Consider the following 24388-nt stretch of genomic DNA (forward strand, 5'->3'; position numbering starts at 1 on the left):
ACTTGTGCTTGTCAAGCATAAGTTGTCATTTTCCGCCAAGTTATGCCAGAAGTCACATCAAACCCCCTTTTGGTAGCGACCGAGATCAGTTTATCTTCACCAATTTCCCCAGCGTTAAAATCACCACATGCCTTGAGAAATATACTGCTTGGTGAGGTGGTTTGTTTGGGCTGAAGCTTTAGGTGTTCGCACAAGTGGCGAGTAAATGGTTGAGATAGCTCCTCTAGGGTAACGAACGTTTTTCCCGTCGGGGCGATTTCTAGTAGGGACTTGGCTAAGGCAAATTTGTACGAAGCAGCGTTCGCGCCAAATAGAACGATCGACCGCCAGTACTCATCCAAGGTTGGCTCTGGGCTGATAAAGTTTAGTGTACCCACTTGTTTTTACTTCGTAAACGAAGTATAATTAAATTAAGAAATCGGCTTGGATAAGTCTATGAAAGCACAAGTGTATGTAAATCGTCATGTGATGACAGCAAATAAGAAAGCAACCAAAGATCGTGGTGTGCCGATCGATGAGGCGGCAATCAGTGTGAACACTTATTTAGGAGTAGTGTACGGGAAAGAGATCGACTTTACCCAAGGCTGTAAGCTAGTCCAAAATGCCACTAATGCCCGCTGCTCTGGTGCGACAATTTGGATGGAAGCTGAGTTTGAATCTCTAGTCATCGATGGCATTAAAGCCGATCGCTCGATGTTTGAAAAAACAAATTGATTATTTTTAAACGAGTAAATAGTTAAATGGTTGTAACTTTAGAGATTGTCAACAGCGACGGCACGACTGAAACGATTGTTAGAAGCATCAAGGAAGGCTCTAAAGCTTATTTATCAGTTAACGGTGAAATTATCACAGCACAGGTAATTACAGAAGCTGCTTATCCTGCTATCGCTAAAGAACAGGTTTAATATTGATGTCCGCCAAAGAAGAGAATAAACAAATGTCTGATTCATTATCTCAAAATATTCCTAAAAATGTTGATGCAGCGATCGGCGAATTTTTGGCTAAATTGGCTAGCATCGACGATTATGTGCGCCCTACGTGGGAACTGGAAATCAAGGAAGAGATCTGGGATAAGTTTGCGATTAATACCCTATCAGAGCAATCGATGTTTGACTCAGAGCTTGCCGAAATACGAAATCCAAGACGCAGGGAAAATGTAAATTAGAACCTGTAATTTCATCACGGATCGATCGTCATTTTTGAAAATTAGGAGGAAAATGAAATCTCTACGAATCGTTAATTTTAAAGCTTTTACCGATCGCACCTTCGATCTCAAACCGCTGACTTTACTCTCTGGTTTGAATAGTACTGGTAAATCCTGTCTGTTGCAGTCGCTCTTGCTGTTGCAACAGTCCTATCAACAGCGGCTACTGCCTGATACTGGTTTAGCTCTCAATGGCGATCTAGTCTCGATTGGGACTGGTCGAGATGCACTCAATGAGTCAGCGGATTCGGATATCATCGGGTTTGAAGTTATTGGAGATAATGGGACAAAAGGAATCTGGCGGTTTCAGTCCGAGCGGGATGCCGATGTCTTAGCTTTGCTCTCTTCCCCAGTAATCGACTTTCCTACTGAGATTCACTACTTGAGTTCTTGTGCCCAATCGAAGCCACTAGACTTCGACCTTCTCGATCGGCTCGCTCCTGGCAGCTCAGTTCTACTTGAGCATCCCGAACATCGACTTCATCCCGATCTCGCCTCTGAATTGGGTAGGCAGATTGCCAGAGCCGCAGCTCGTGGGGTACAGATTATTGTCGAAACTCACAATGACCATCTTTTTAATGGGATTAGAGTAGCCGTTCATGGCGGTCAAATTAAACCTGAAGCTGTTGGCATGTTTTATTTTAAAGCTGTAGAGCGGCAAGGACGACGGGTAATTGACGTAGCATCACCGCGTATCGATCGAAACGGCAGGATCGATCGGTGGCCTGATGGTTTCTTTGACCAATTTGAGAAGGATCTAGACCAGTTGCTAGAACCTATAAATGTATGAGTAATTGGAACCCTGACAGTTTTTCAAAAGCCTGGAACTTTGCCACTTTATACCATCAAGGGCAAACCTATGGTGGTGCCCAGAAGGGGCAGAAAATCCCTTATATCAACCATATTGGTAGTGTGGGGGTCGAGGTGATTTGGGCTTTGTCCACTGCACCAGAATTAGATGGAGGCTTGGCGATTCAGTGCGCCTTGCTCCACGACACGATTGAAGATACTGAAGCTACTTACGATCTAGTAGCTGAAAACTTCAGTCGGGCAGTTGCAGATGGAGTGATGGCACTTACTAAGGATAGTACCCTGCCTTCCAAAGCCGAGCAAATGGCAGACAGTCTCAAGAGAATTCAGCAGCAGCCCCTAGAGGTCTGGATGGTGAAGATGGCAGACCGGATTATTAATTTACACCATCCTCCTTACTACTGGAAGCCAGAAAAAATCGAGAGTTACCGTCAGGAGGCGATCTCTATTTATGATGCTCTGCACCCAGCTAATCTTGCTCTAGCGAACAGACTCAAAGAGAAGATCGGTTTGTATCAATCGTTTATTTGAGTTAATTAGAGGTATAAAAATTAATGGAAAATGATTCATTACTAGTTCAAGATCGGTTAATAGAGGGAGACTTAAATAATTTATATGAGTTTCGTCTTAAAGATAAATTAGATGCGGTAGACACTATAAGCTCACTTTATTTACTACGTTCAGTTGAATCTGGCAAACTAGTTTATAACTCAGCACCTTATAGAAATTTTACCCCTTGGAATACAACTAAAAAATCAAGATTAATTGAATCATTCTTACTCGGTATCCAGAGTCCTCCTTTAGTTCTTTACCAGGTAGATGATGAAATAGATGAAATTATTGATGGTGAACAACGAGTTAAGTCAATTGTTGATTTTTTGACTAATAACTTTAAATTAGAAGGTCTGAAACTATGGCACGAACTGAATGGGATGGCTTATGAGGATTTACCAAATAAAATCAAAGAACATATAACTACTAACCGTTTGCAGACAACAACAGTATTAATAAATTCAATTTGTGAATTCGATCCTGAAATTATCAAGCAAACTACTTACGAGCGTCTTAATGATTGGCGAATAACCTAAGTTGAGGAGTCGGGTTCAGGCGGGCTTCCCGTCCTTGACCTCGACTCTGCAACGAAGTTGGTAGATATTGGGGACAAAGTAATTGACAAACAGGAAATGAACCATTCTAAGAGTAACTAATATCGCAATCGACGACTATGACTCAATTCTATGGATATCGATGTTATGACTCCAATGGCACAGCTCTAGGTTGGTTTTACACTACCAACTCAGGTAGAGCATGTGAATACACTAATAATCCTACAGATTTGCATTGGGCTAAAAAGTGGAGAACTATCAAAGGTGCAGAAAGACTTTTTGATGGTGAAAATAGTAGATGGCGAGTTGTTAGTAAAGGAGGCTGGTTAAAGATCGAACCAATGCCTGAGTTTAAAATACCCCTAACTCGTACTGCTCTAAAGCGAAAAAAATGGGATGCCGAAAACCCAGAGGCGATCAGACAGTCTAAAGCTGAGTATGACCGCAAAAACCCTGTTATGTCTTTTCGCCCCACCCCTGAACTAGTTCAGTGGTTAGAGGAGGAACGATGGGCAGATGATGAGAAGCCCGAAACTGATGCCGCCCTAATCAAGCGGAAGCTAGAGAAGTTAATGAAAATGGAAAATCAGGGGTATTGATATGAAAGCCAGTCAGATCGAAAGACTTATTAATAAGTTACTGACTCGCAAGGCGGTAATTCGGTGATACCTTGAAATAAATGCTGACGGTACACCCCATATAAGAGAAGAGAGCGATCGCGTTCGAGATTTATTGAGGAAAGAGGATTAGAATGTCTATCGCGTTAGAATCATTTGTAAAAGACCTGGAACAATTTGCTGATACCTTCGATCGGCTCTATAATCGCGATGAACTTAAATATCGCAGTAGTCAAAGGTTAATTTTAGATACTGGAATTATCTTCAGACATAAAGTTGATTCGCCACTTTCAGGCACGAGAGGAGAATGCTACAAAAATTGTTTTCAGATTCTATCTCGTGCTTTCAATTCTAATCTCTACTACTGTGAAGGATTCGCTACACATGAAGGATTGGGGTTAATTATCGCTCATGCTTGGTTGGTAAACGATCGAGGTGAAGTTATCGATCCCACTTGGCGCGACCCTCAATCTTTTGTCAACCCTATTTACTTTGGCGTTGTGTTCGATTGGGAGTTTGTGATGGCAGCAGCAGCTAAGACGGAAGTGTATGGAGTTTTGGATAACGATCGCGCGACCGAGTACGAGTTCAAACGGCTAGGGTTGCCCTCAAATGCCCTTCATCCTAAATTTCACACTATCCAACAAGATTCAGGAACGACATAGCATGACTAATAAGCAATTTCCTTTTCGATGGGTACCTGCTGCTTTTAGACCATTAGGGGGTTACTGGATTGCCAGACAAGACGGACGATTCCCTGATGAATCGCAAGGCTCGATTGAGCAGAATTACCAACAATGGTTGCTCGTCTGGTTGCCTCAGAACACTCCTCATGACAAGCGGGGTGTTTAATGAAAAATCAGCGATACATCCTCAAGGATAACGAACCTCAACCTTGCGACAATTTAGAGGAATGGGCAATGTGGATGGACGAATCTAATTGCCGAATCGCCAGTGATGAGATCGGTAATGTCTCTGTCTCGACTGTATTTCTAGGGGTTGCTTCTGCTGATATTGACGGAGTGCCCGTTCTGTTCGAGACGATGGTATTTCCATCCAACTTGGTTCGACGTTACACCCTTCATCAACAAGCGTTGGCGGGACACTCACAAATCGTCCGCGATCTCAGCATAGTGTGATTTCAACTCGGTCGAATAGCGGAAGTAATCTAACTTACATAGAGCATAGAATTAAGCTGCTAAAGCATCTTTCTATGAATTAGGTTATTTATGTCTAATCGAGATTTAGTTAAAGTTAGATTCCCGTGGGTAGCATATATCAGTCAGCCGATCGGACATCCTACTGCTACTCTGGTTATCAATCCCCTCAAATTCAAAAAACTGTATACAATTTGGACATTAGAAAATTGCTTGCGTCAAGATTCAACAGTAAGAAATTCTGCAAAATGAAATCTGTTTTGACATTACTAACATCAATTCCAGGTAGCGTTGGAATTAAATACCTATCTTCACTAAGTGAAAGTTGTTTATTTGATAACGAATAGGAGTCGATCGCACTCTGCGACATCATGCGATCGGTATCGGGATTGAGTCAGTCATTAATTATTGGTATAAACTTAAAACATTGTCTCGATCTTTGTGCCTGATGTCTATTTCCTTCGATCTACGTGACTGTTGGATTTTTGATATGGACGGGACGCTGACCGTCAGTATTCACGACTTCGATGGGATTAAGCGCATTTTGGGGCTACCAATCGATCGACCCATCCTCGAAGCTCTTAACGAGCTGCCTGCCGCCCAAGCTGCCCAGTTACACCAACAGCTTGACGCTTTGGAACTAGATATCGCCCACCAAGCCACGGCACAGGTCGGTGCCAGAGAACTCCTGACTAAATTGCGATCGCGGGGCGATCGCATCGGTATCCTAACTCGCAACAGCAAACCCAATGCTCAGGCAACTCTAGCCGCTTGCGGATTGGCTGAATTCTTTCCAGCAGAATCGATACTCAGTCGCCATTGTTGTCCGCCTAAGCCAAGTCCAGACGGAATTTGGCAATTACTGTCGAGTTGGAGCGCATCTCCCGAGCGATCGGTGATGGTGGGAGACTATCTATTCGATCTCGAAGCTGGGCGAAGGGCAGGCAGTGCTACTGTCTATCTCGATCCAACTGGAGAATTCCCGTGGCAAGATCGCGCGGATTTGCCGATTACGACCTTAGCCCAAATCATCGCTATGCTTTAAAATTGCCAATTAATGTATGCTGAAGAAGCCGTTTGCCACACGGCGCGATTTCATCCGCTGCTGCATAAGACGTTAATTTTAAAAATCATGAATTCTATCCAACTTTCAGAAATAGATGATAAATATTACTATGATGTCATCGTCATGTACTGGGATAAGAGCGACCCTGAAAAAGAGTGTCAAAAAAATATTTGTACGTCCGAACCATTTCTAGATATTGCTCTAGAAATATTCAATAATTACCAAGCCTCTGACAATGAAAGCGTTAAAATTATTAAGTATCAAGTGATTCGATCTAAATAAAATGAACGGTGAAACTGATATCAATAAGCTTCGAGCGAGGTATTTAGAATTAATTAACGACATTTTACCGTCTATTGCCCGTGCGCGCGGTTTCCCTATTATTTCAAATCATTGCTTCGGTCGAGTTGTTCTAGATAATCTATTTCAAGGCTGTTGGTATAATTACTTAACTGTCGGTCGCGTTGCTGCTTATAAACAACTAGATTTAACTCAGCTACAGCAAGCAGTAAATATAGCTCAAAGTTTAGTCGAGCTGCCAACCGCGCACGTCGTATCGTTAAATAATCAAAGTTTGCAGTGGCGGCGTGAGTATCGATCGAGTTAGAAGTTTATTAGTTACTGTTCAATAAAATTCTATTTTTTACAACTATGAATTCTATCAAACTTTCGGAAGTTACCATCTCCAATCACGACTGGCTCGTCGAAAACCTTTGTAGGTATTTTGACAATGATATTGTCAGCTTCAGTCCTCAAATTGACCGATTATCGCGTGAGTGGGATGATGTCTCTAAATCGCGCTTTATCGAATCGCTAATTTTGGGGCTTCCTATACCGCAACTCGTTCTAGCAAGTAGTTCGACAGAGCGCAATAAATTTATTGTTATCGATGGCAAGCAAAGACTACTCGCCCTCTCCCAATTTTATAGCAGCGATCTTATCCTGACGGGATTGGAGTTCTGGAGAGAACTAGAAGGAAATACCTACGATTCTCTCAAATCCAATCCTTATTTAAGTGATACGATCTTCAATCTCGATGCTTCCGTGCTGCGGGTGTCGCTCATTCGTAATTGGCAAGATGAAAGCCTGCTATCTGATATCCGTTCGCGGTTGAAACCCAGTTATGACGAGTAAATTAGAACGGTTGCGCTCCAATCTCCAAGAGTATGCCGCTGCAATGGATCGGATTTATGCTAACTTTCCTGGGAAATATAGCAGCACTCAGAAATTAATTGTTGAGCTGGGAATTGGATTCGATCGCAAAATCAAATCATCATATATTGGCGAACCGCGAGAATGCCATAAGAATGCTTTTGATGTGTTGATGGAATATCCCAAGCCAGAACTCTATTACTGCGAGGGGTTTGCTACTTACGCGGAAGCAATAATGCCCGTCTACCATGCTTGGTTGGTTAACGAGCGGGGTGAAATCATCGATCCGACTTGGCACAAGCAAGCATCGTTCATCGAACCAGCCTATATTGGAGTCGCATTCGAGCGCGAGTTTGTGCAGATTGTTGCGGTAGAAACTGGGATCTATGGCATTCTGGAAAACGATCGATTTCGAGATTTCCAAATTAAACGGTTGGGCTTGGCACCAGAGGACTTATGCCCCCAATTCCACCCCAGGTAAATTAAAGTCAATCGCTAGGTTTAATTTCGCGGATGATGACATTAAACCCTTCCCACTCTTGGGTTGTAAAACCATCAACCGTCTCATTGGGATAGCGTGTAGCCATCTGTTCCCATGCTTCTTCCTCAGAACTTGCCCACACGTAATAGCCCTGACGTTCGCGGGTGTCGTCGTGTCCGGTACAATCGTGCATATAGAGAGCGTTTCTAGTGCAGCGGTACTCTCTGCGTTCTTTCATACGAGGTAAGCGATAGTGAGTCATCGATACATTTTAAAGGATACCCAGCCGCAGCTTTGTGAAGATTTAGAGAAATGGGCGATGTGGTATGGCAGCAGCAGCCATCAGATTGCTAGCGATCGAATTGGCAATATTTCCGTTTCCACTGCCTTTATTGGGATCGCAATGGGTGAAGTCGATGGGTTGCCGATTTTGTTTGAAACGCTAGTATCTCCCTCTGGTGAGGTACAACGCCATGCCACCTATCAACAGGCTTTACAAGGGCACGCTCGAATCGTTGAAGATGCGTCTGGGTCGAGATTAGAGAATTAAATCGTCCATTTAATTATTTTTTATCTATTTCCCGCCGCATATCCCGATCGATCTGGTAAAAAATCGGTTCCCATCGTTGCTCTATTTTGGCTCGATCGTTCGCGCAGCGTTCCCTTTGGGTAATCGCTATTTAACGAAACTACATTCATGAACAAACTCATCGTCCTATCGACTCTCATTGCCTCGATCTCCCTCTGCACCCCCGCCCTAGCCTGGAACAAAGCCGGACACATGGTATCTGGGGCGATTGCCTATACCGAATTGAAAAACAAAGCCCCCCAATCCTTACCCAAAGTTATCGCCCTGCTCAAAAAACACCCCGACTACGCGATCGAGTGGCAAACCCAGCTTAGTAACGTCCCCCAAGCCGATCGCGATCTCTATCTATTCATGCTGGCGGCGCGGTGGTCTGATGACGCTCGCAAAACTACCGAAGATCGTCCGAGCTGGCACTATGTAAACCTCCCCTTCAAGCTCGGTGCTACCGTCACTACGATCCCCGCTAGTCCCACTGGTGAAGAAAACATTCTCACTGCCTTAGCCCAAAATCGCACTCTATTAGCTGCTCCTGGCACTACACCCACAAAAGCGATCGCGCTGACGTGGATCTTTCACCTCACGGGCGATATCCACCAGCCCCTCCACACCACCAAAGCTGTCTCGACTCAGTTTCCCCTGCCCGAAGGCGATCGAGGCGGTACGCGCTTCTACATCCGCGCCAAGGAGGGCAGCAGCACGATTAGCTTACATAAGTACTGGGACGATCTGATTTTGGGTTCCGATCGCTTCCAATCGGTACGCAATCAGGCAATTTCTCTGCGGCAGAATACCGATTATCAGCGTACTAACTTCCCCGAAATTACCGAGACATCCTTCGACAAATGGGGCAAGGAGAGCTACAAACTCGCTCCCTCTGTTTATGAAAATGTCCAAAGTGGAACTAAAACTAATGGGAAGGCACTACCAGATGGATATGCCGATACAGCCAAGACGATCGCCCAACGACGGCTCGTGTTAGCTGGCTATCGGCTGGCCGATTATTTGAAGTCAGCATTCTAATTGGGAGTTGAGAATTATCAACTCCCAATCGATCTACAGTAGTCCATCGCGCTCGATCTCGGTCAAGAATTTCTCGATTAACACCCGCGCTAGGTTACTCATATTGGTATTGAGCTTCTTAGACACGATCGCGAACTGCTGATGTTGAGACTGAGGCAAATCGACAGTAAAGCGAGTTGTCGCCTCTTTCTGCGTTCTCTTAAACGCCTCAATTACATCAACGCTCAGACTCGATTCTTCAGCTTTAGTCACTGTCGAGCCTACTTTTGGCTTTGTTTTCTCTGGCTTGGGATTGTCACTTTTAGCCTTTGTTTGCTGCTGTGGGCGCGGATTGTCGCTTTTTTCAGTCCGATCTGCTTCAGTACTGATATCAGTAATTTTTTCAGTACTGACATCAGCAAGTAGTTCATCATTTACTTCGGTGCTGACTAATGCAACTAGATTGTCTTTATCTACATCAGTGCTGACATCAGCAATCAACTCATCATCTACATCAGTACTAATATCAGTAAGTAAGTCATCACCTGCTTCAGTACTGATATCAGCAAGTAAGTCATTACCTGCTTCAGCATTTATTTCAGTACTTATATCAGCATCTACTTCAGTATTTGATGGTCGAGCGATCGTACTGGGATCTTTCACGAACTGTTGCATCACATCCAAACTCAAAGACTTGCGCTTGCTCATCAGAAAAAAGGGGGTAAGTTTTAAAATCGAACGGTTTCTAGCCTAAAAGCCCAACCATGCTGTTAAAGAGTCTGCCGTACTCTTTTTGGGCATCTTGAGCGGCATCACCCGCCAGGTCGAAGACTGTGGCACTCTGACCGAAAGCATCGGCAATAATCTGACGTTGGTGAATCACTTCGCTGAGGACATCGATATTGGGAATAGCTTTGAGGACGCTAAAAGCCTCTTGTTTCAGGCGGGTGCCTTTAATTGCGCGATTGAGAAAGATCGCCGCACGGGGTTCGCCTTTGCGAATCGCTCGCGCTTGGCCGATCAGACGAATCGTATCGGAGGTACTAGCTAGATCGACTCCAGTAGGTTGACAGGGGATTAACACAAAATCGCTCCACAACACGATCGCGCGGCTGGCTTCGGCTAATGTGCCAGGAGCATCCACGATCGTCCATTGGTATCGACCCGCCAGATCTGGGAGACGTTCGAGCAGTCGATCGGGTTCGGGGATAATTTCGTAGGGGATGGGAGATGAGAGGGCGTTCAACCACAGGGAAGATGTGCGCTGCCCATCGCTATCGACTACCAAGATCGAATCAGATTGTGACTGAAGCCATCGAGCTAAGTGTACGGCGGTGGAGCTTTTACCGCTACCGCCCTTCTGGTTACAAATTCCAATTACGGGCATAAGTTGTAGATGCCAGCAGCACCGAATATATGGAGTTGAGCCTATTCTAGTGCGGAATGCGATCGAAGTTTGAGTAAATACTTACTTTTAATATATTTATCAGTAATTATGTCAGTACTTATATCAGCATTTACTTACTGATATAAATCAGTAAGTAAATGCTGACTTTAATGAAATGAAACGCGATCGCTTGAATGTGACTAAATCTGAAATGTTTATCTGGCAATCATTTCAGACTTATCGGTAGATTCAACCATTTTGGCACGGTAAAGCCCGATCTCATAATCCGTTTGCGGGAGGCACTCCATCGCCGCCGTGACTAGATTTAGACCACTAGCTCGGTAGCTTTGTTGGTTGAAACTGCGGTCGCGGATTTCACCCAAACGATTAAAGAAAACCGCACGAGCCAACGCATTACGCGCCTCTCCTTTATTCAAACCAGCATGAACTCGTCGGCGCAGTTTGTCAGTAATGATGGCATTTGGTAGCTCGTTGGCATACGGTTTGCCCATCGAAATACAGTGTCTCGATTACCCAAGTTTCCAACTCCTTGGGAACAATCGTCCCCGTCGCGGAAATGACGCACCTCGCCCACCGTCATCGACCGACTAATCCCTAAAGCCTATGATGATTATCCAGATTCGGCTTCTTCCCGGTTGGCTGGGTTGGGATTGTGCTCGATATTCCGTTCGTACCATTTCATGATTGGTGTTGTCGTTACGCCATGTAAGACAACCGAAATCACAATTGTCCACAGCGAGATCCATGCAACCCGTTCGCCTGCTGTCTCTTTTAACCCAGAACTTAGGGCATAGCTGAGATAATAGACCGAACCCACACCCCGAACTCCAAACCAGCCATACAACCAGCGAGTCGCCGCATCGACGGGCAACCCGATCGTACTTATCCAGGCACCAATAGGACGAATTAGAAATAATAGAAATCCAGCAACCAGCAACCCTTCTCCGGCATAAGCGAACATTGGTTCTTTACGCAACATCGACCCCACTACCAAAATAATCCCGATCTCTGACAGCTTTTCTAGCCGTTCGACAAAGTGGAGTTGAGACATCGTTTTTTCTGGGTCTGCGCGTCGTCGCATGGCCATTCCGGCCACAAACACAGCCAGAAAACCATAGCCATTAAGAATTTCAGTGAAGGCATAAGCAATTAAGATCGTACTGAGGGCAATGAAATCTTCCATCAATCCATCGACCGCATGAAATTTTTGCAGCCGCCGATCGATCCAACGCACGATTCTGGCAACAACAAAGCCCCCAACTATTCCCATCGCGATCGCCCAAACTAGATCGACCATAATCCATTGGTGCAACCAGTTTCGCCAATTACTATCTTTGAGTAGATACAGCCCAAAGTAGACAAATGGAAAAGCGAGTGCGTCGTTTAATCCGCCTTCTGAGGTCAATCCAAATCTGAGTTCGTCCCGATCGCGGGGGTCGTATAACTGCACTTCCGAAGCCAGCACGGGATCGGTTGGCGCAAGAATCGCGCCTAACAGAATCGCGATCGACCAATCCATCGCCAGCACAAAGTGAGCCAGAACTGCGACCGCACCGATGGAAATCGGCATTAAAAAACCAATCAAGCGAATGGTCGAATTCCATGCCCGAAAGCGCAGCGGACGGCTCATTTTGAGTCCGCAGCTAAACAGCGAAATTAGCACGACCAGTTCGGAAGCTCGTTGGAGAAACTCAGTTCCTGGGCGAATTTGAACTACACTAAAGCCGTAGGGACTCAAACAGATGCCCACAACTAAGTAAATTAGTGCATAAGACAAAGGTAATCGCGAGATTAGCCCCGATCCTAGAGTGACGAGTAACAACAGAACTCCGACGATCAGGAGACCAAGAATGTAGGCATCCATAGAAGCTTGAGATTGGGATTACTTTCATCTTACGGGAGCAACATCGAGCAATTCTCTCGGTCTTAAGACAGAGATTTGCAGGTATTGTCAACCTAACCCAAAAGTAGACTTTTTTCTTGTTCTCAGGGTATTTCTTTAAAAGTCTCTCAGGAAGAGGCTTTCAGCCTTAGCGTGCTATTTTGTCCGGTGCGAGTCGTTTAGCCGAAATCAGCTTCTAATGGGAGCTTGAAGGATGGCTAGCATAGTTCCTCCCAAGAGCTATGACAACTTGATGTTGATGAAGGTGAATAATTCCCTTGAATTGTAAGCCCTTCCCCAGAGAGTGTTCTGGTGAAAGCAGATCCCCTACGGTAGCGACTAGTCCTCAATCCGTAAAGCGGGGATCAAAGCCCCTAAACTGGTAGCCTAAATCAGTGGCGGGCAAGCAAGTGCCCATGATGACGAACAGAAATCTCATAAAAAGACCGTAAATAGTAACCAGTGAAATCAGGCTGACACACTGGAGCCAAAAGGCAAAAGTCAGAGGTTGAATAATCGGAAAGTATTCAACAACACTCCCACACTTTGACTCGGTTTATTTGGGACATCTAAAGGCACAACCAATCAAAATCAGGAACGAAATAATTATACATATGCTCTGAACCTATCAACTTCAGTAGGTGCTAACTATAAGCTATGTATGACAGGATTCTGGAGCAAGCAAATGCCAAACTATAATGGTCTGGATACGCCCACTTCCAGACGATAATTTGAACGGAAAAGCTACTAAGTAGAGTGCAAATGTCTAATACATATCTGGTTGAAAAACTGAATAATGTGGAATGGAAAGATATCAACTGGCGCAAAGTCGAACGGTATGTTTTAAAGCTCCAACAGCGGATTTTCCAAGCGTCTAGCAATGGCAACTTTCACCTGGTCCGCAAGCTACAAAGAACGCTGACGCGCTCGTACTATGCTCGTTTACTAGCTACTAGAAAGGTGACACAGGACAATGTGGGAAAGAACACCGCTGGGGTAGATGGAGTTAAATCTCTCACACCTAATCAGAGGCTGATTTTAGCCCATAATCTTTCCCTCAAGCACAAACCACTACCAGCCAGAAGAATTTACATTCCCAAGGCTAATGGCGAAAAGCGTCCGCTCTCAATCCCGGTACTGAAGGATAGAGCCTGTCAAGCACTAGTAAAACTGGTACTGGAGCCAGAATGGGAGGCTAAATTTGAGCCGAACAGTTTTGGCTTCAGACCCGGACGCTCAACTCATGACGCTATCGAAGCAATATTTGACAGCATCAATCGGAAAGCCAAATGGGTTCTGGATGCTGACATTTCCAAATGCTTTGACAAGATCGATCACGAGTATCTGCTACGCAAACTTCACACATCCCCAACGCTAGAGCGAGTCATTAAGGCTTGGCTCAAGGCAGGATGGGTGTTTGAAGGCAAAAGAGAAGAATCGGACTATGGCACACCGCAAGGCTCTGTTATCTCCCCTCTTTTAGCTAACGTAGCACTTCACGGCATGGAAAACAGGATGACGCAGCTAGCGAACTCCTTGAAAGGGGATAAACGCAAAAACCGCACCAGTCTAACGTTTGTCAGGTATGAGCATTGGTGTTAAGACTCAATCCAATCATACGCGGATGGGCTAATTACTACTCCACTGGAGTCAGTAAGGAAACCTTCTCCAAATTAGACCATCTAATCTGGCAACGTATTGAGCGATGGTGTCAGCGTCGTCATCCAAGCAAATCGGCTAAATGGGTTAATGACAAATACTTTCAGACTGTCGGTGACAGGAATTGGGTATTTAGTGATGGAATCTATCACCTCATCACCCATGCCCAAACCCCTATTGTCAGACATGTAAGGGTCAGAGGGGGTAAATCTCCTTATGATGGGGATTTGCCATACTGGGCAGGAAGGCTGGGGAAACATCCTCAGCTATCTACAACAGTAGCCAAGCTGCTCAAAGTCCAGAAGGGCAAATGTAAGCACTGCGGATTAACGTTTAGAGAAGGCGACTTATGGGAGGTTGACCACATTATTCCTCGCTCAATCGGCGGGGAATGTGGTTACTCGAATCTCCAACTTCTCCACCGTCATTGCCATGACACTAAAACATCCTCCGATGGAAGTTTGGGACGTGCCCATAAAAAGGGTCAAGTTATTGAGGAGCCGGATGAGGCGAAAGTTTCAAGTCCGGTTTTGTAGACGAGCGGCTGTCGTGAGATGGTCGCTTAGTTTAACAATTCTGCGTTTCCCCCTAGAGTAATCATTCCACCTACCCCGACATCCAATGTCAGACAAATTCGATCGATTCCCTCCCACCGTCAGCCCAGATTGCTACATCGCCATCGGCAATCGTTATTGAGACGATCGAGATAAAGATCTGAGCTTAGAGGATGTTTGAAAAGTCGCTCTTGTGGGTAAAAAAGCTATATCTTAAAAGAATGATAGGATTTGCTTGAAGTATGTAATGGTTTCCTTGTTTATTATAGGCGGCTAACAAAAAATAGGAGTTTTAAATATGGCTTTAGATCGACTTGAGGCGTTTTTAAAGAAAATGCAGTCTGAACCTGCACTTAAAAACGAAGTGTCCACAGCATCAACCGCAGATGAGGTTGCAGAGATAGCACTAAAGCTTGGCTTTGAATTTTCAGGTGATGAATTACTGAGAATGTCAGGAAAGAAATTTGGCGGAGTTACTGTTATAAAAACCGTTCTTCCTGGAGAGTATAATTAAATGCTTTTTGAATATCTGGTTCTACCAGCATAGGAAGAATAAACACCATATTTTCTTCAGATCGAGAGTATCTTTACCCGAATTGAACGCTAAAGAGACGATTGTGGAAGAAGCGATAGTCTCTTTGGTTGGAACGGAGCGAGAAGTCACGCGATCGAGTAATTAAGTCTTTAGCCAAGCGGCAAGAACGGCGATGAGAAAAGAAGCAGCTATATCTTTTCGGTTAGATGAAAAATGGTCGCTGAACTCAACCGATTGGCAAAATAACTCATAGCTTAGAGGGGAGATGTTGTTCGCTCGTCGGGGAGGGGTGATATCTGCACGATCGAATATTATCCCCACCAAATCCCTCCCGCTCCTCACTCACGTCCCTCCACCCGCCCCCAGACACGCTCCGACGGTCGGGGAGGAGCTGGCTACGGCATAGGCGGTCTGCTCCGGCTCCCCTCCCTCTCACACCACTCCGGCGCGGCTCCTCCGTTGCGTTCGTTCCGTCTCCCTCCTTCGTCAGTCGCTCCACTCGCTCCACTCCGATCGCCACTACCTACGGGTGTTCGCTCCGCGTGTTTTGAGCTTATCTGAAAGGCTAAAATAAATATTAAATGTCTAATTAATTGGCTAATTTATATTAGTAAAAATTAAGTAAATATGATACTTAAAATGATATAATTATGTCAATTATATCTGATAGTTTATGTTGCTTGAATCTTTATTTTCTGAGTTAGATACTATTGGTTTTAGTGGTTCTCGGTCTTTATCTGGTGCAGGTTTAGCCGTGCTTGCTTCTCTTTTTCCGCTTGTCCCTGCTGGCTGTCACGTTGTTGTTGGCTGCGCTGCTGGTGCAGATTTAGCGGTTCGCTCGGCGTTTGGTAGTGGTAATGGTGATGGTCGTTTATGCTTATTTGCTGTGGCTTCAGGGCGGTGGGGCACTGGTCGCGCGGCATTTGCGCGGCGGTCGGCGGCTATAGTCGAGGCTATTCCCCTTGGTGGCTTGCTAGTGGTTATCCCTGGTTCTGTGTCCCCTCCTCCTGGCGTTACTCCTTCCCGCTCCTTCCGTGGCGGCGGCTCTGGTTCTTGGGGATCTGCTGCGTTGGCTCTTGGTAGTGGTCGGCGGGTGCTGCTGTGGTTGCCTGTTGGCTATGCTCCTCCAGCGTGGGCGGGTGTGGCGTGGTCTGCTGTCGATGGCTGGTGGTTGGGTGTTTCTAGTAGCCAGTTATCTATTTTTTAGATAGTTTTAATGTTGATTTTTTTATTAATTAGTATTAATTGAAAGTGTATTATTCAAGCTAATTAATGTTATAATAAAAGTGTTGAAATGAGATTTAAAACAATCTCATTTCAGCAAAAAACAAAAATAAATCTATTCACGATTATGACATATTCCTTAGATCGTTGCCCAGAGGTGGCAGCAGGTTCGAGCATTTTACCTATGCTTGATTGGTTGGACACAGTTCAGTTAGTAGCTTTAAAGGCTAATTACGATGCTACTCGGTGGGAGTTATCGATCGCAGACAAGAAAATCGGCGCGGTCGAGAAAGTCCCTTCATGGCTATTCGATGAGACTTTTGAAGGAAACCCCTCGCACGTCTACCAGTGCCACCCTTACGGGCAGTGTGCGACCCAAGCAGAAGCGATCGGGCGGTTGTTTGCTGGCTGGCTGGTAGAGCAGAAGATCGCAGATCCAGAGATTTGGACAGTTGAGCCGAGAAAGACAAGCTTAGATTACATGTAATTTCATGGGGCGGCTGCGCCGCCCCCCACGCCGCTACAGACCCACACCGCGATAGAACAATGAACGATACAGAAACGCCCAGGATATATGTTGCTTGCTTGTCTGCCTACACAAATGCACATCTACATGGAGAGTGGATCGACGTAGACCGCGACAGTGATGAGATTCGCAAGGATATCAAGGCGATGCTATCCCGATCGCCAATGGCTAAAATCGAAGCCTGTGAAGACTGGGCGATCCATTCTTATGAAGGGTTTAAAGGCATAACGATTGAGGAGTATGAATCGATCGATCGAGTGGTAGAACTAGCCCAAAAACTTCAAGAACACGGCGAAGCATTCGCGGCATATTTGGATCATTATAACTTTGAAGATATTAAAGATTTTGAGGATCGGTATCAGGGCAGCTACGACAACGAGCAAGCATTCACCGAGGAACATTATTCAGAGCTAATCGATAAGGTCGAGCAAGCTGGTTTAAATCCAATGTATATCGATTTTGAAGTGTGGGCGAGAGACTTATTCATCAGCGAATTTACAGGGGTTCGAGAAGGGTATGAAGCTTTATATGTTTTTCGTAATGGCTAATTAAGCAAAATAGGGCGAGATTTATCTCGCTCTCTTCAATACCTTTTATCTATTAGAGCAACAACAACAATGCAATTAAATTTGTTCGACGACAGTGTTAATACTCCCGCATCAACTGAACTAGAGGAGAAGGCACAAGAAATATTAGACAATCGCCGCGATCGCTTTGAATCTCGCCGAGAGCGGCGGCTAGATAACGCACACCGCCTGGGGTTGAAAAATCGTAAGCTGTCTAAGTCGTTCTATGAAAGATCGACTAGTATGGCGCGATGTATTCCAATGGGTCAGCCGATTTTAGTCGGGCACCATTCGGAAAAACGCGATCGACGGTTCCGTCGTCGGATGTGGGATGTGATGGGTAAATCTGTTGCAGCATCCGATAAGGCTGAGTATTACGAACAGAAAGCCGAGGCGATCGAAAGTAATCAATCGATTTTCAGCGATGACCCCGACGCGATCGAGAAGCTAAAGGAAAAGATTGCAGCAGCGATCGATCGTCAGGACTTCATGAAAGCAGGAAATAAGATCGTTAAAAGTAAGAAACTGACGATCGAACAGAAGACCGAGCAGTTGAAAGCAGCGGGGCACAGTCCCATGATTTTACAGCCCGATTTCTGCGGACGAGTTGGTTATGCAGACTATGAGTTAACAAACAATAACGCTAACATCCGCCGGATGAAGCAAAGACTAGCGCAATTAGAAAAAGCTTTGGTTAATGCGGTTGAGGTTGGTGATACAGAGGAAGAATACCCCGATCTAGATCTGATTGTTCGACATGCCAGAACTATCAATCGTGTTCAGTTGATTTTTAGTGGAAAGCCGAGCGTACAGATTCGGAATCTACTAAAGTCTCACGGTTTCCGGTGGGCACCATCCGAATCAGCTTGGCAGCGGCACTTAAATGGTTTCGGCTGTCGGTATACGCTCGACGCGATTGAGACGATCTTAAAAGCAGATCGATAAACCCTCGCATTGATGGGGCAGGGTTCGACTCTCCCCATCAATTGCTAAATTCTTACACACAACATCAAACATAAAATCATCATGACTTTTGAATTAGAAATGGCTTTAGACATTGTTAACGGACAAATAGACAAAGGTGTAGAGTTTCCCGAAGCGATCGAAGCTTGCGCGCCGTCTTCGGCGGTCGAGCATTGAAAATGTACCCCGTATCTCAAGATGAGCTGACGGAAGCCTACGACAACCAATAGCTCAGTCTCGATCGCGCAAGCGCACCCCAAGGTGGTCGAGCGAAGAAATCGCACCGCGAAACGCCGTGCGATTAGACCACACTCGCCGCGCCGCGAAACGCCGCGCTAGTCAGATAAATCATGCACAACAGAAGACAGAAATACTAGAGGTAAACAGAATGAACGTTAAAGAATTAACGATCGGTCAAGTGGTTTATATCAATGGTGCCATTGAAACTGAAAGATTAGTAGTCGATAAAATTGGTATCAAATACATCACTTTTGCAAGCTCAAAGCATCGCTTTCTCAAGCAATTTGGAATGGTGCAACGCTGGAAGGATAAAAGCTATGAAGCAGGAGGAGTCGATATATTCGCCAGTGCTGAAGCGGCTGAAAGTTATCTATCTAAGAAAATGAATGAGTTAATAAGATTGTAAATTAAGCTTATTTTAATCATTAATTACTCATCATTAAATCGACTATGAAATGATGATTTAATGGTAAAATAATACTAACCTCAAAAACAAAGCGATCGCCTTCCGTGCAAAGTAGAGCGATCGCCGAGTTATTGAGTTATCCCAAATCACGAAATTAAGGATACTTAAATTATGAAGCTAATTGAAGCGCGTGTAAATGGCAATCCCCGCCAAGTAAGCACTAAATTCGGTGAAAAGTCGGTTATGGACGTTGTAACCGCTGATGGGCAGGAAATCGCTATCTGGCGACCTGCTGGCGATCGAGAAGTAATGGGTCGGGTGAATGGGGAACGGGTCAGCATTGCGATCGATAGTAAGGGGAAAGCCTCTCTAGTCGAACATGCTTCAAACTCTTCCGCTGTTGGGTTGGCAACAACTGGGCCAGCCGTCACACTCCCCTTTGAAGCTGAGATGAAGCTGAAGCAACAAATGGGCTTTCAAACTGAACCAGAACCACAGCCCAGCCGAGCGGCTGAAATCGCCGACTATATCCAGCGGCTAGGAAAACTCTATGGGTGTTGCCTCACCACCGCTAAGACCATTCCAGCTACAGGCATCTTAGAGGCACCAGAGATTAAGGATATTGCTACCACAATCTTTATTCAAACCGTCCGCCATTTTGACCTCTAATACCTAACCACTATCCAGCCCTACATCGGGGCTGGTGCATTCCAAACCCTAAAATTTATGGCACAAGTTCAATTAATTCTTCCAGCAACAATCGAACTAACGATCGAGCTTCCCGATTCAAAGTTAAAGTCTTTAATCGTCGATGGAAAGATCGATGTTCACAAATACATTGATGTCGATATTCAAAATAGTTTTGAGTCTGATTTCAAGCGTTGTAAAGTATCCGACTTAACAATATATGTTGAAGATCCGACGATTAGCAGTTGGGAGACGATTGAGAAGAACGACGGCACACAGTTATCGTTCGATGGCTACAAACTCTCCAAAGCCTAGAGCAGAATTCTAGCCCTCAATCCTCCGCTTTTAAAGCGGGGTTGACCGCTAAAATAGGGATATCCCCGCCAGCGACCAAACTAACGGGGATACCAGCGGCTAGGAGCCGCACAAATCAACAATAACTACTTACTACTATGACACAATCACAAGAACCGAACGACCGCGACCTTTACACTCGCGTTGCTGCACTCGAATATCAGCTTACTGAAATTCAAAATACTCAAGCCCAACTAAGAGCGACGATTGCTCCTGGCGGTTATGTAACCGATGCCTTCGAGCGAGTAGTCAACCGCATCGATGATGTGGAAGATAATTTAAACTCGCGCATTGATGAGGGCTTCAACGAATTAAACGGGAAAATTGACACGATCTTGAGAAGCGTCACCGGAATGGGTAATTCAGAACCCTAAAACACCAGTTACTACCCCAGAAATTTAGATTTTTGGGGTAGTAACTCAAATCAGTACCCTTACGATCGATAAAATGATGATTGAAGAATATATTCCTTTATGTAAACATTTGTCACTTTACCCATAAAATGGCGTAAAAAGCCAGGTTATGCTTCACAAGTCTAAGTACCTCAAGTACTTTTACGATCGAATGCCCTAACTGCGATCGAATGCCTTAACTGCGATCGAATGCCCTAACTGCGACTGAATACCAGCAGTGCGCTTCTCCGCCCTTGCGATCCTCTTGCTTGAGATCGAGCTAACTGACGAGCAAGCTTACGCTCTGGCTCAATATCTCAAGCGCGTCCAGTTTGATGATTTCCGCCGCCGCGCCATTAATGAAGATGACGCTTATCTCATGCAAAATGCAGCCTCAGAGGTTCGCAAAGCATTGAGTGATGCGGGATACGATCCGAGGTAACAATTCGGCTCCAGGCGATGATATACCACTTAAAATATTGCAAATATATCACTTATACAAAGTAACTTTCGCTGAAGATCTTTCGGTCGATAAACTCAAGCACATTAAGGATTGATTTAAATGACAAATTATTTGGACATCGAGCAACTAGCGAGTCTCACTCGCAGCAAGCGAGGTAAAAGAGGATTGAAGGAGGTGGCTAGAGAAGCTGGCATTAGTAGCCCTAGCGCAATTTATAGAGTAGAAAATTGCAAGGTTCCAGACATGGCAACTTTTCAAGCTTTGTGTGACTGGTTGAATATGCCACCTACCGATTTGGTTGAGAACTATTCCCCAGGAGAGAAATTGCACAGCCGAGAGCGAGAACACAATACTTTCGCGGTGACAAAACTTGAGACAGCAACAAGATTAACAGGCGAAGAAATGTCTGAATTGCTAGGAATCGATCCTGAAGTTCGCAGAAGTAGTTTAGGGACGGAACTAGCGATTCGAGTATTAAATGGACTAAGAGAGCGCGGTTTAAGTGGACAGTGGTATTGGTGCAAATACGAACAAATTTATCTCAAAAGATCTGAGTATCCCATACAAATCGACCGCTCGTAAACTTAAAACACCAGTCACTACCATAGTCCCAAGAATTATTTATCGCAGACAATCGTAGATGAAAATAGAGCAAATTTGGATAGACAATCCCAGGCAAGACTTTTGGGCAAGATTTCGTGCTGCGTTCGCGTAGCGTCCCCTGTGGGGAATCGAGCGAAAAACCGGACAACGTTTCTACGCAGAGTCGATTATAGCGAGATGCGATTATCCCAAATCTCAAATAGTAGAAAAGAATAAATGTGTTGCGTTTCTAATGCCTTGTGAAACCGCTTACTTACTACCTTATGAGCGAAATAAACCAAATGCTACCTACTGGCTCGAAGCAGACAACGACGAGCTTTTTTATAAGAAAATTCTTGAAGATTTTGAGGTCGAGTTGTCTGATTTTTGGGATGGCGAACCTTATTGGTAAATCTTTAATGTCAGAAGATATATGAATATAACTGATGAAGATTTCAAAATTGCTCTAGCCGAACGTGTTCGGGCAAAAGGATTGGCAGCGGTCATACTTGAAATCGCCCAGATCGCTGAAGATAACGATCTTCTCGAACGCGAAAGCCGTCGCGGGTGGGGAATTGATGCTGAGTATCTTCGAGCAATGGTTGGGCGAATCCGTAACTAATGGTCATAGCTCCGTCGAACGCACCGTCTTCGACCGTGCTAATTTCTAGAACTTTAGAGAACATGCCGCCGCGCCATCGGGACACCAATTCCAGACCCTACATTATCGATCTCGCCTCCCTGTTGTCCCGACCGCGCTAGACCCTAGTGAGGGCAGCCTGTGAGCTTCCTAGTGCTTAGTTGCCACACACGGGCTGTTTTATTATAATTTCGGCGGTCAAGGGCAATGCAAGTGGCGGTATTTCTAGTGCTTAGTGACACTGACTAGCTTCGATCGCCACCCTTGACAGCCTACAGAAATTGGTGGGGGCAGCCCGTGTGTTGGGTTGTCGTTATCTCGCTGAGGTTTTTGTTTTATGTCTCGTTTATCTGTTGCTGCGGATTTGTGGTTGTCGTTGGCGGCTCGTGCTGGCGCGGTTGATTGTGCGGTTCGGGTCAGTTCGCGGTCATTCACTGGGTGGGTGGTCGAGGCTGTGTTTAGCTCTGCTGAGTCGGCGGCTGATTTTGCGCGGCGGGCTAGTGCTGTCGTTGGTGTGGGCGTGGTGTCGCGGCGGTGGGTGCCCGTGTCTGTCGGTTGGGTCACTTGGTCAGGCTGTTGGTCTTGTTCGGTGCCTTGTGCGGTGCCTGGGCAGGTCTTGTCGCTGGGCGTAGCTTCTCGTGGTAGTCGGGTGGTTGTTAGTTCGTAGTTAGTTTGTGGGGGGCTAGTCTCCCTTTTTAGTTAATAGTTAATAGTTAATAGTTGATAACTATTAACTATTAATTATCTACTGCGGTGTATAGATCGTACCGTTCATACATTGTGGTGCATTAGCCACTAGTGGCAATGTCAGCGGATCGTATGGGGTCGAGCCATTAATCGTTACCCTGTCACCAGTAGTAAAGCCTGACGACCGATTGAGCGCGGGAATCGTTGAAAATCCACATTGATTGACGGGGATTTTTCTATTGACTACTGTAGGAATCTCAACCGCAAATCTTTTAGTAGTCGGATCTGATGTTTTGTAGACAAACCTAGCATTATCGATCTTGTAAAGCCTGTCGGCTAGAGCTGAGGCAAAACTAGGCGAATTACATTGAAGATCGGCAAAGGGAGTAACCGTCATTGATGCCGAAGTATAGGTAGTGCTGCCAGCTTTAAGTGTTACTGGCTGGAGCGTTTTCAAATCGATCGAAATAGCTCCACAAGGACTTAGATTTGGAAAAAATTTGCTCTCTAAGGCGTTGTAATCGACGTTATTGATACTGCCAGCAGTCAGCCCCGTTAGATAAATTGCTGACTTAGTACGATACATCGTCGCGCCACCTTGGGAACCATTTCCCCCAGAAGTAATCGCGCGATTATTTGCACATTTAGGTGGAGCGGGGTTGAGCGGTAAGGTAACAACATTAATCGCTGTGCTGCCTCTGAAAGGGGTCGCGCTCGATCGGCGAGTAGCGTAGCCTGGAAAGACTGTAAACCCGCAGGTGTTATCTCTAAAAATCGAAGTTAGATCTACAGTATAAGCCAGGGATAATTGCTTATTAGCTCCCCCAGTTTGAGCAGGGGGAAAGTAAACATTAGTCGTAATCGTATTGCCAGAAACGGTTTGTTTGAATGCTCCAGTCTGCGCCCCATTACCCCATTGAGCGACCCCAGCGACACATTTATATCCTGTTTTCGCCAAGACACTCGGTAAGGAAGAGATGGTATTCGTGGTACCCCCTGCTACGATCTCGGTCGGCGTGCTAGAGCTAGCCTCATTGAAAGAAATCCTGGCATAACCGCAAGCATCGCTAGTAATAGTTCTGGTGGCATTCACTCCCGTATAGGTGATTTCTACGCCCCCAGAACTCACTATGTAAATATTGTCTTTACTGTCTTTGTAAGTACTCACGCCGTTATAAGTGAGAACGGGTTGGGCAATTGCTGGGAGCCAGCTAGAAAAGAGACTAGCAATACTAGCTCCGATAATAGTCAGTAATCTATAATTCTTCATTCTGCTATTTTTAGGTAGTAAATAAAGAGATCGTAAGATTAAAATTATTGGGTGACAATAGACAAACGGTCTAATTTTAGTAGCAAACGTTTTGATTTTTTAACAAACGTTTATATGTTCAAATAAAATGTTTGTGGTTGAAGATTAAACGTTTTTGGAGAGAGCGAAT

At 45.1% G+C, this 24388-nt stretch carries 39 protein-coding genes and 2 pseudogenes; 33 read left to right on the forward strand and 8 right to left on the reverse strand.

The genetic code is table 11. The features are described from left to right. Positions 1-11: 11 nt before the first annotated feature. The gene (locus CHA6605_RS09475; protein ID WP_157259936.1) at positions 12-377 is read right to left on the reverse strand and encodes a hypothetical protein; all 366 of its coding nucleotides are present in this window, start codon (positions 375-377) and stop codon (positions 12-14) included. A 58-nt stretch (positions 378-435) separates the two neighbouring features. Here CHA6605_RS09475 and CHA6605_RS09480 point away from each other — a divergent pair, with 58 nt between their 5' ends. From CHA6605_RS09480 to CHA6605_RS09550, 16 genes are all read left to right on the forward strand, one after another. Continuing rightward, positions 436-714, forward strand: coding sequence for a hypothetical protein (locus CHA6605_RS09480; protein WP_015159249.1), 279 nt, complete (start codon positions 436-438; stop codon positions 712-714). A 26-nt stretch (positions 715-740) separates the two neighbouring features. Continuing rightward, the gene (locus CHA6605_RS33940; protein ID WP_015159250.1) at positions 741-905 is read left to right on the forward strand and encodes a hypothetical protein; all 165 of its coding nucleotides are present in this window, start codon (positions 741-743) and stop codon (positions 903-905) included. Between the two features lie 5 nt (positions 906-910). Continuing rightward, entirely contained in the window at positions 911-1165 is a 255-nt protein-coding gene (locus tag CHA6605_RS09485) for a hypothetical protein (protein ID WP_015159251.1), read from the forward strand. 52 nt (positions 1166-1217) lie between these two features. After that, positions 1218-1994, forward strand: coding sequence for an AAA family ATPase (locus CHA6605_RS09490; protein WP_015159252.1), 777 nt, complete (start codon positions 1218-1220; stop codon positions 1992-1994). Further along, positions 1991-2545: an HD domain-containing protein gene (locus CHA6605_RS09495; protein ID WP_015159253.1), complete on the forward strand. Its 555-nt coding sequence runs from the start codon at positions 1991-1993 to the stop codon at positions 2543-2545. The genes CHA6605_RS09490 and CHA6605_RS09495 overlap by 4 nt, the downstream gene beginning before the upstream one ends. Before the next feature lie 23 nt (positions 2546-2568). Beyond that, positions 2569-3102 carry a DUF262 domain-containing protein gene (locus tag CHA6605_RS09500; protein WP_015159254.1) on the forward strand — a complete coding sequence of 178 codons (534 nt, stop codon included), beginning with the start codon at positions 2569-2571 and terminating at the stop codon, positions 3100-3102. 137 nt (positions 3103-3239) lie between these two features. Continuing rightward, the gene (locus tag CHA6605_RS09505; protein WP_015159255.1) at positions 3240-3719 is read left to right on the forward strand and encodes a hypothetical protein; all 480 of its coding nucleotides are present in this window, start codon (positions 3240-3242) and stop codon (positions 3717-3719) included. A 152-nt stretch (positions 3720-3871) separates the two neighbouring features. After that, positions 3872-4402: a hypothetical protein gene (locus tag CHA6605_RS31485; RefSeq protein ID WP_015159256.1), complete on the forward strand. Its 531-nt coding sequence runs from the start codon at positions 3872-3874 to the stop codon at positions 4400-4402. Between the two features lies 1 nt (position 4403). Beyond that, complete coding sequence (locus CHA6605_RS09515) at positions 4404-4589, forward strand: hypothetical protein (protein ID WP_015159257.1); 186 nt, start codon at positions 4404-4406, stop codon at positions 4587-4589. Next, the gene (locus tag CHA6605_RS09520; RefSeq protein WP_015159258.1) at positions 4589-4876 is read left to right on the forward strand and encodes a hypothetical protein; all 288 of its coding nucleotides are present in this window, start codon (positions 4589-4591) and stop codon (positions 4874-4876) included. The genes CHA6605_RS09515 and CHA6605_RS09520 overlap by 1 nt, the downstream gene beginning before the upstream one ends. Before the next feature lie 90 nt (positions 4877-4966). Continuing rightward, complete coding sequence (locus CHA6605_RS33945; protein ID WP_015159259.1) at positions 4967-5146, forward strand: hypothetical protein; 180 nt, start codon at positions 4967-4969, stop codon at positions 5144-5146. Between the two features lie 196 nt (positions 5147-5342). Continuing rightward, positions 5343-5939: an HAD family hydrolase gene (locus CHA6605_RS09530; RefSeq protein WP_015159261.1), complete on the forward strand. Its 597-nt coding sequence runs from the start codon at positions 5343-5345 to the stop codon at positions 5937-5939. Between the two features lie 12 nt (positions 5940-5951). Next, a complete protein-coding gene (locus CHA6605_RS09535) occupies positions 5952-6242 on the forward strand; it encodes a hypothetical protein (protein WP_015159262.1) in 291 nt (96 codons plus the stop codon). Position 6243: 1 nt separating this feature from the next. Next, complete coding sequence (locus CHA6605_RS09540; protein WP_015159263.1) at positions 6244-6567, forward strand: hypothetical protein; 324 nt, start codon at positions 6244-6246, stop codon at positions 6565-6567. Positions 6568-6611: 44 nt separating this feature from the next. Beyond that, positions 6612-7094 carry a DUF262 domain-containing protein gene (locus tag CHA6605_RS09545; protein ID WP_051038794.1) on the forward strand — a complete coding sequence of 161 codons (483 nt, stop codon included), beginning with the start codon at positions 6612-6614 and terminating at the stop codon, positions 7092-7094. Next, positions 7084-7593, forward strand: coding sequence for a hypothetical protein (locus CHA6605_RS09550; protein ID WP_015159264.1), 510 nt, complete (start codon positions 7084-7086; stop codon positions 7591-7593). Before CHA6605_RS09545 ends, CHA6605_RS09550 begins: the two co-directional genes overlap by 11 nt. Positions 7594-7600: 7 nt before the next feature. Here CHA6605_RS09550 and CHA6605_RS09555 read toward each other — a convergent pair whose 3' ends face one another. Next, positions 7601-7831 (reverse strand): hypothetical protein, encoded by a 231-nt coding sequence (locus CHA6605_RS09555; protein WP_015159265.1) that lies wholly within the window; start codon positions 7829-7831, stop codon positions 7601-7603. A 15-nt stretch (positions 7832-7846) separates the two neighbouring features. Between CHA6605_RS09555 and CHA6605_RS09560 the strand changes: the two genes are divergently transcribed. Then, positions 7847-8143 carry a hypothetical protein gene (locus CHA6605_RS09560; protein ID WP_015159266.1) on the forward strand — a complete coding sequence of 99 codons (297 nt, stop codon included), beginning with the start codon at positions 7847-7849 and terminating at the stop codon, positions 8141-8143. Between the two features lie 20 nt (positions 8144-8163). On the opposite strand, the gene CHA6605_RS36130 is transcribed toward CHA6605_RS09560, so the two are convergent. After that, positions 8164-8292, reverse strand: a complete 129-nt coding sequence (locus CHA6605_RS36130) for a hypothetical protein (RefSeq protein ID WP_269744571.1) — start codon at positions 8290-8292, stop codon at positions 8164-8166. Between CHA6605_RS36130 and CHA6605_RS09565 the strand changes: the two genes are divergently transcribed. Next, on the forward strand, positions 8291-9202 hold the full coding sequence (locus tag CHA6605_RS09565) for a S1/P1 nuclease (protein ID WP_015159267.1): 912 nt from the start codon (positions 8291-8293) through the stop codon (positions 9200-9202). The two genes, CHA6605_RS36130 and CHA6605_RS09565, sit on opposite strands and share 2 nt — an antisense overlap. A 33-nt stretch (positions 9203-9235) precedes the next feature. Here CHA6605_RS09565 and CHA6605_RS09570 read toward each other — a convergent pair whose 3' ends face one another. The 4 genes and pseudogenes from CHA6605_RS09570 to CHA6605_RS09585 form a co-directional block, all read right to left on the reverse strand. Further along, positions 9236-9889 carry a hypothetical protein gene (locus tag CHA6605_RS09570; protein WP_015159268.1) on the reverse strand — a complete coding sequence of 218 codons (654 nt, stop codon included), beginning with the start codon at positions 9887-9889 and terminating at the stop codon, positions 9236-9238. Positions 9890-9926: 37 nt separating this feature from the next. Further along, the gene (locus CHA6605_RS09575) at positions 9927-10568 is read right to left on the reverse strand and encodes an AAA family ATPase (protein WP_015159269.1); all 642 of its coding nucleotides are present in this window, start codon (positions 10566-10568) and stop codon (positions 9927-9929) included. Positions 10569-10873: 305 nt separating this feature from the next. Beyond that, positions 10874-11032, reverse strand: a pseudogene (locus tag CHA6605_RS32790) (Tn3 family transposase); the annotation flags it as partial. A gap of 167 nt (positions 11033-11199) precedes the next feature. Then, positions 11200-12453, reverse strand: coding sequence for a cation:proton antiporter (locus tag CHA6605_RS09585; RefSeq protein WP_015159270.1), 1254 nt, complete (start codon positions 12451-12453; stop codon positions 11200-11202). Positions 12454-13233: 780 nt separating this feature from the next. On the opposite strand from CHA6605_RS09585, the pseudogene CHA6605_RS37205 reads away from it, so the two are divergent. The 15 genes and pseudogenes from CHA6605_RS37205 to CHA6605_RS09655 all read left to right on the forward strand — a co-directional run bounded on the left by CHA6605_RS37205 (position 13234) and on the right by CHA6605_RS09655 (position 22929). Then, positions 13234-14666: pseudogene (locus tag CHA6605_RS37205) on the forward strand (group II intron reverse transcriptase/maturase). A gap of 316 nt (positions 14667-14982) precedes the next feature. Next, positions 14983-15198: a Nif11-like leader peptide family natural product precursor gene (locus tag CHA6605_RS09595; protein ID WP_015159271.1), complete on the forward strand. Its 216-nt coding sequence runs from the start codon at positions 14983-14985 to the stop codon at positions 15196-15198. A gap of 694 nt (positions 15199-15892) precedes the next feature. Further along, complete coding sequence (locus CHA6605_RS09600; protein ID WP_015159272.1) at positions 15893-16426, forward strand: hypothetical protein; 534 nt, start codon at positions 15893-15895, stop codon at positions 16424-16426. Positions 16427-16570: 144 nt separating this feature from the next. Continuing rightward, positions 16571-16930: a hypothetical protein gene (locus CHA6605_RS09605; RefSeq protein WP_157259937.1), complete on the forward strand. Its 360-nt coding sequence runs from the start codon at positions 16571-16573 to the stop codon at positions 16928-16930. 59 nt (positions 16931-16989) lie between these two features. Then, a complete protein-coding gene (locus CHA6605_RS09610; protein ID WP_015159274.1) occupies positions 16990-17517 on the forward strand; it encodes an antirestriction protein ArdA in 528 nt (175 codons plus the stop codon). Between the two features lie 69 nt (positions 17518-17586). Then, positions 17587-18480, forward strand: a complete 894-nt coding sequence (locus CHA6605_RS09615; RefSeq protein ID WP_015159275.1) for a DUF3560 domain-containing protein — start codon at positions 17587-17589, stop codon at positions 18478-18480. Positions 18481-18886: 406 nt separating this feature from the next. Then, complete coding sequence (locus tag CHA6605_RS09620; RefSeq protein WP_015159277.1) at positions 18887-19144, forward strand: hypothetical protein; 258 nt, start codon at positions 18887-18889, stop codon at positions 19142-19144. Positions 19145-19315: 171 nt separating this feature from the next. After that, complete coding sequence (locus CHA6605_RS09625) at positions 19316-19813, forward strand: hypothetical protein (protein ID WP_015159278.1); 498 nt, start codon at positions 19316-19318, stop codon at positions 19811-19813. A gap of 57 nt (positions 19814-19870) precedes the next feature. Beyond that, complete coding sequence (locus CHA6605_RS09630) at positions 19871-20146, forward strand: F-actin-capping protein subunit alpha (RefSeq protein WP_015159279.1); 276 nt, start codon at positions 19871-19873, stop codon at positions 20144-20146. Positions 20147-20283: 137 nt separating this feature from the next. Then, complete coding sequence (locus tag CHA6605_RS09635) at positions 20284-20559, forward strand: hypothetical protein (protein WP_015159280.1); 276 nt, start codon at positions 20284-20286, stop codon at positions 20557-20559. A 256-nt stretch (positions 20560-20815) separates the two neighbouring features. Further along, positions 20816-21019: a DUF7706 family protein gene (locus CHA6605_RS09640; RefSeq protein WP_015159281.1), complete on the forward strand. Its 204-nt coding sequence runs from the start codon at positions 20816-20818 to the stop codon at positions 21017-21019. A gap of 120 nt (positions 21020-21139) precedes the next feature. Next, on the forward strand, positions 21140-21622 hold the full coding sequence (locus CHA6605_RS31490; protein ID WP_015159282.1) for a helix-turn-helix domain-containing protein: 483 nt from the start codon (positions 21140-21142) through the stop codon (positions 21620-21622). Positions 21623-21875: 253 nt separating this feature from the next. After that, on the forward strand, positions 21876-22034 hold the full coding sequence (locus CHA6605_RS35685) for a hypothetical protein (RefSeq protein WP_015159283.1): 159 nt from the start codon (positions 21876-21878) through the stop codon (positions 22032-22034). Positions 22035-22055: 21 nt separating this feature from the next. Beyond that, positions 22056-22244, forward strand: coding sequence for a hypothetical protein (locus CHA6605_RS33955; RefSeq protein WP_015159284.1), 189 nt, complete (start codon positions 22056-22058; stop codon positions 22242-22244). Positions 22245-22599: 355 nt separating this feature from the next. Next, positions 22600-22929, forward strand: a complete 330-nt coding sequence (locus CHA6605_RS09655; RefSeq protein WP_015159285.1) for a hypothetical protein — start codon at positions 22600-22602, stop codon at positions 22927-22929. Between the two features lie 78 nt (positions 22930-23007). Here the strand turns inward: CHA6605_RS09655 and CHA6605_RS09660 are convergent, their stop codons facing one another. After that, entirely contained in the window at positions 23008-24219 is a 1212-nt protein-coding gene (locus CHA6605_RS09660) for a hypothetical protein (protein ID WP_015159286.1), read from the reverse strand. Positions 24220-24388: the final 169 nt, after the last annotated feature.

Origin of the sequence: Chamaesiphon minutus PCC 6605 (assembly GCF_000317145.1) — a bacterium.
Classification (GTDB): Bacteria; Cyanobacteriota; Cyanobacteriia; order Cyanobacteriales; family Chamaesiphonaceae; genus Chamaesiphon; species Chamaesiphon minutus.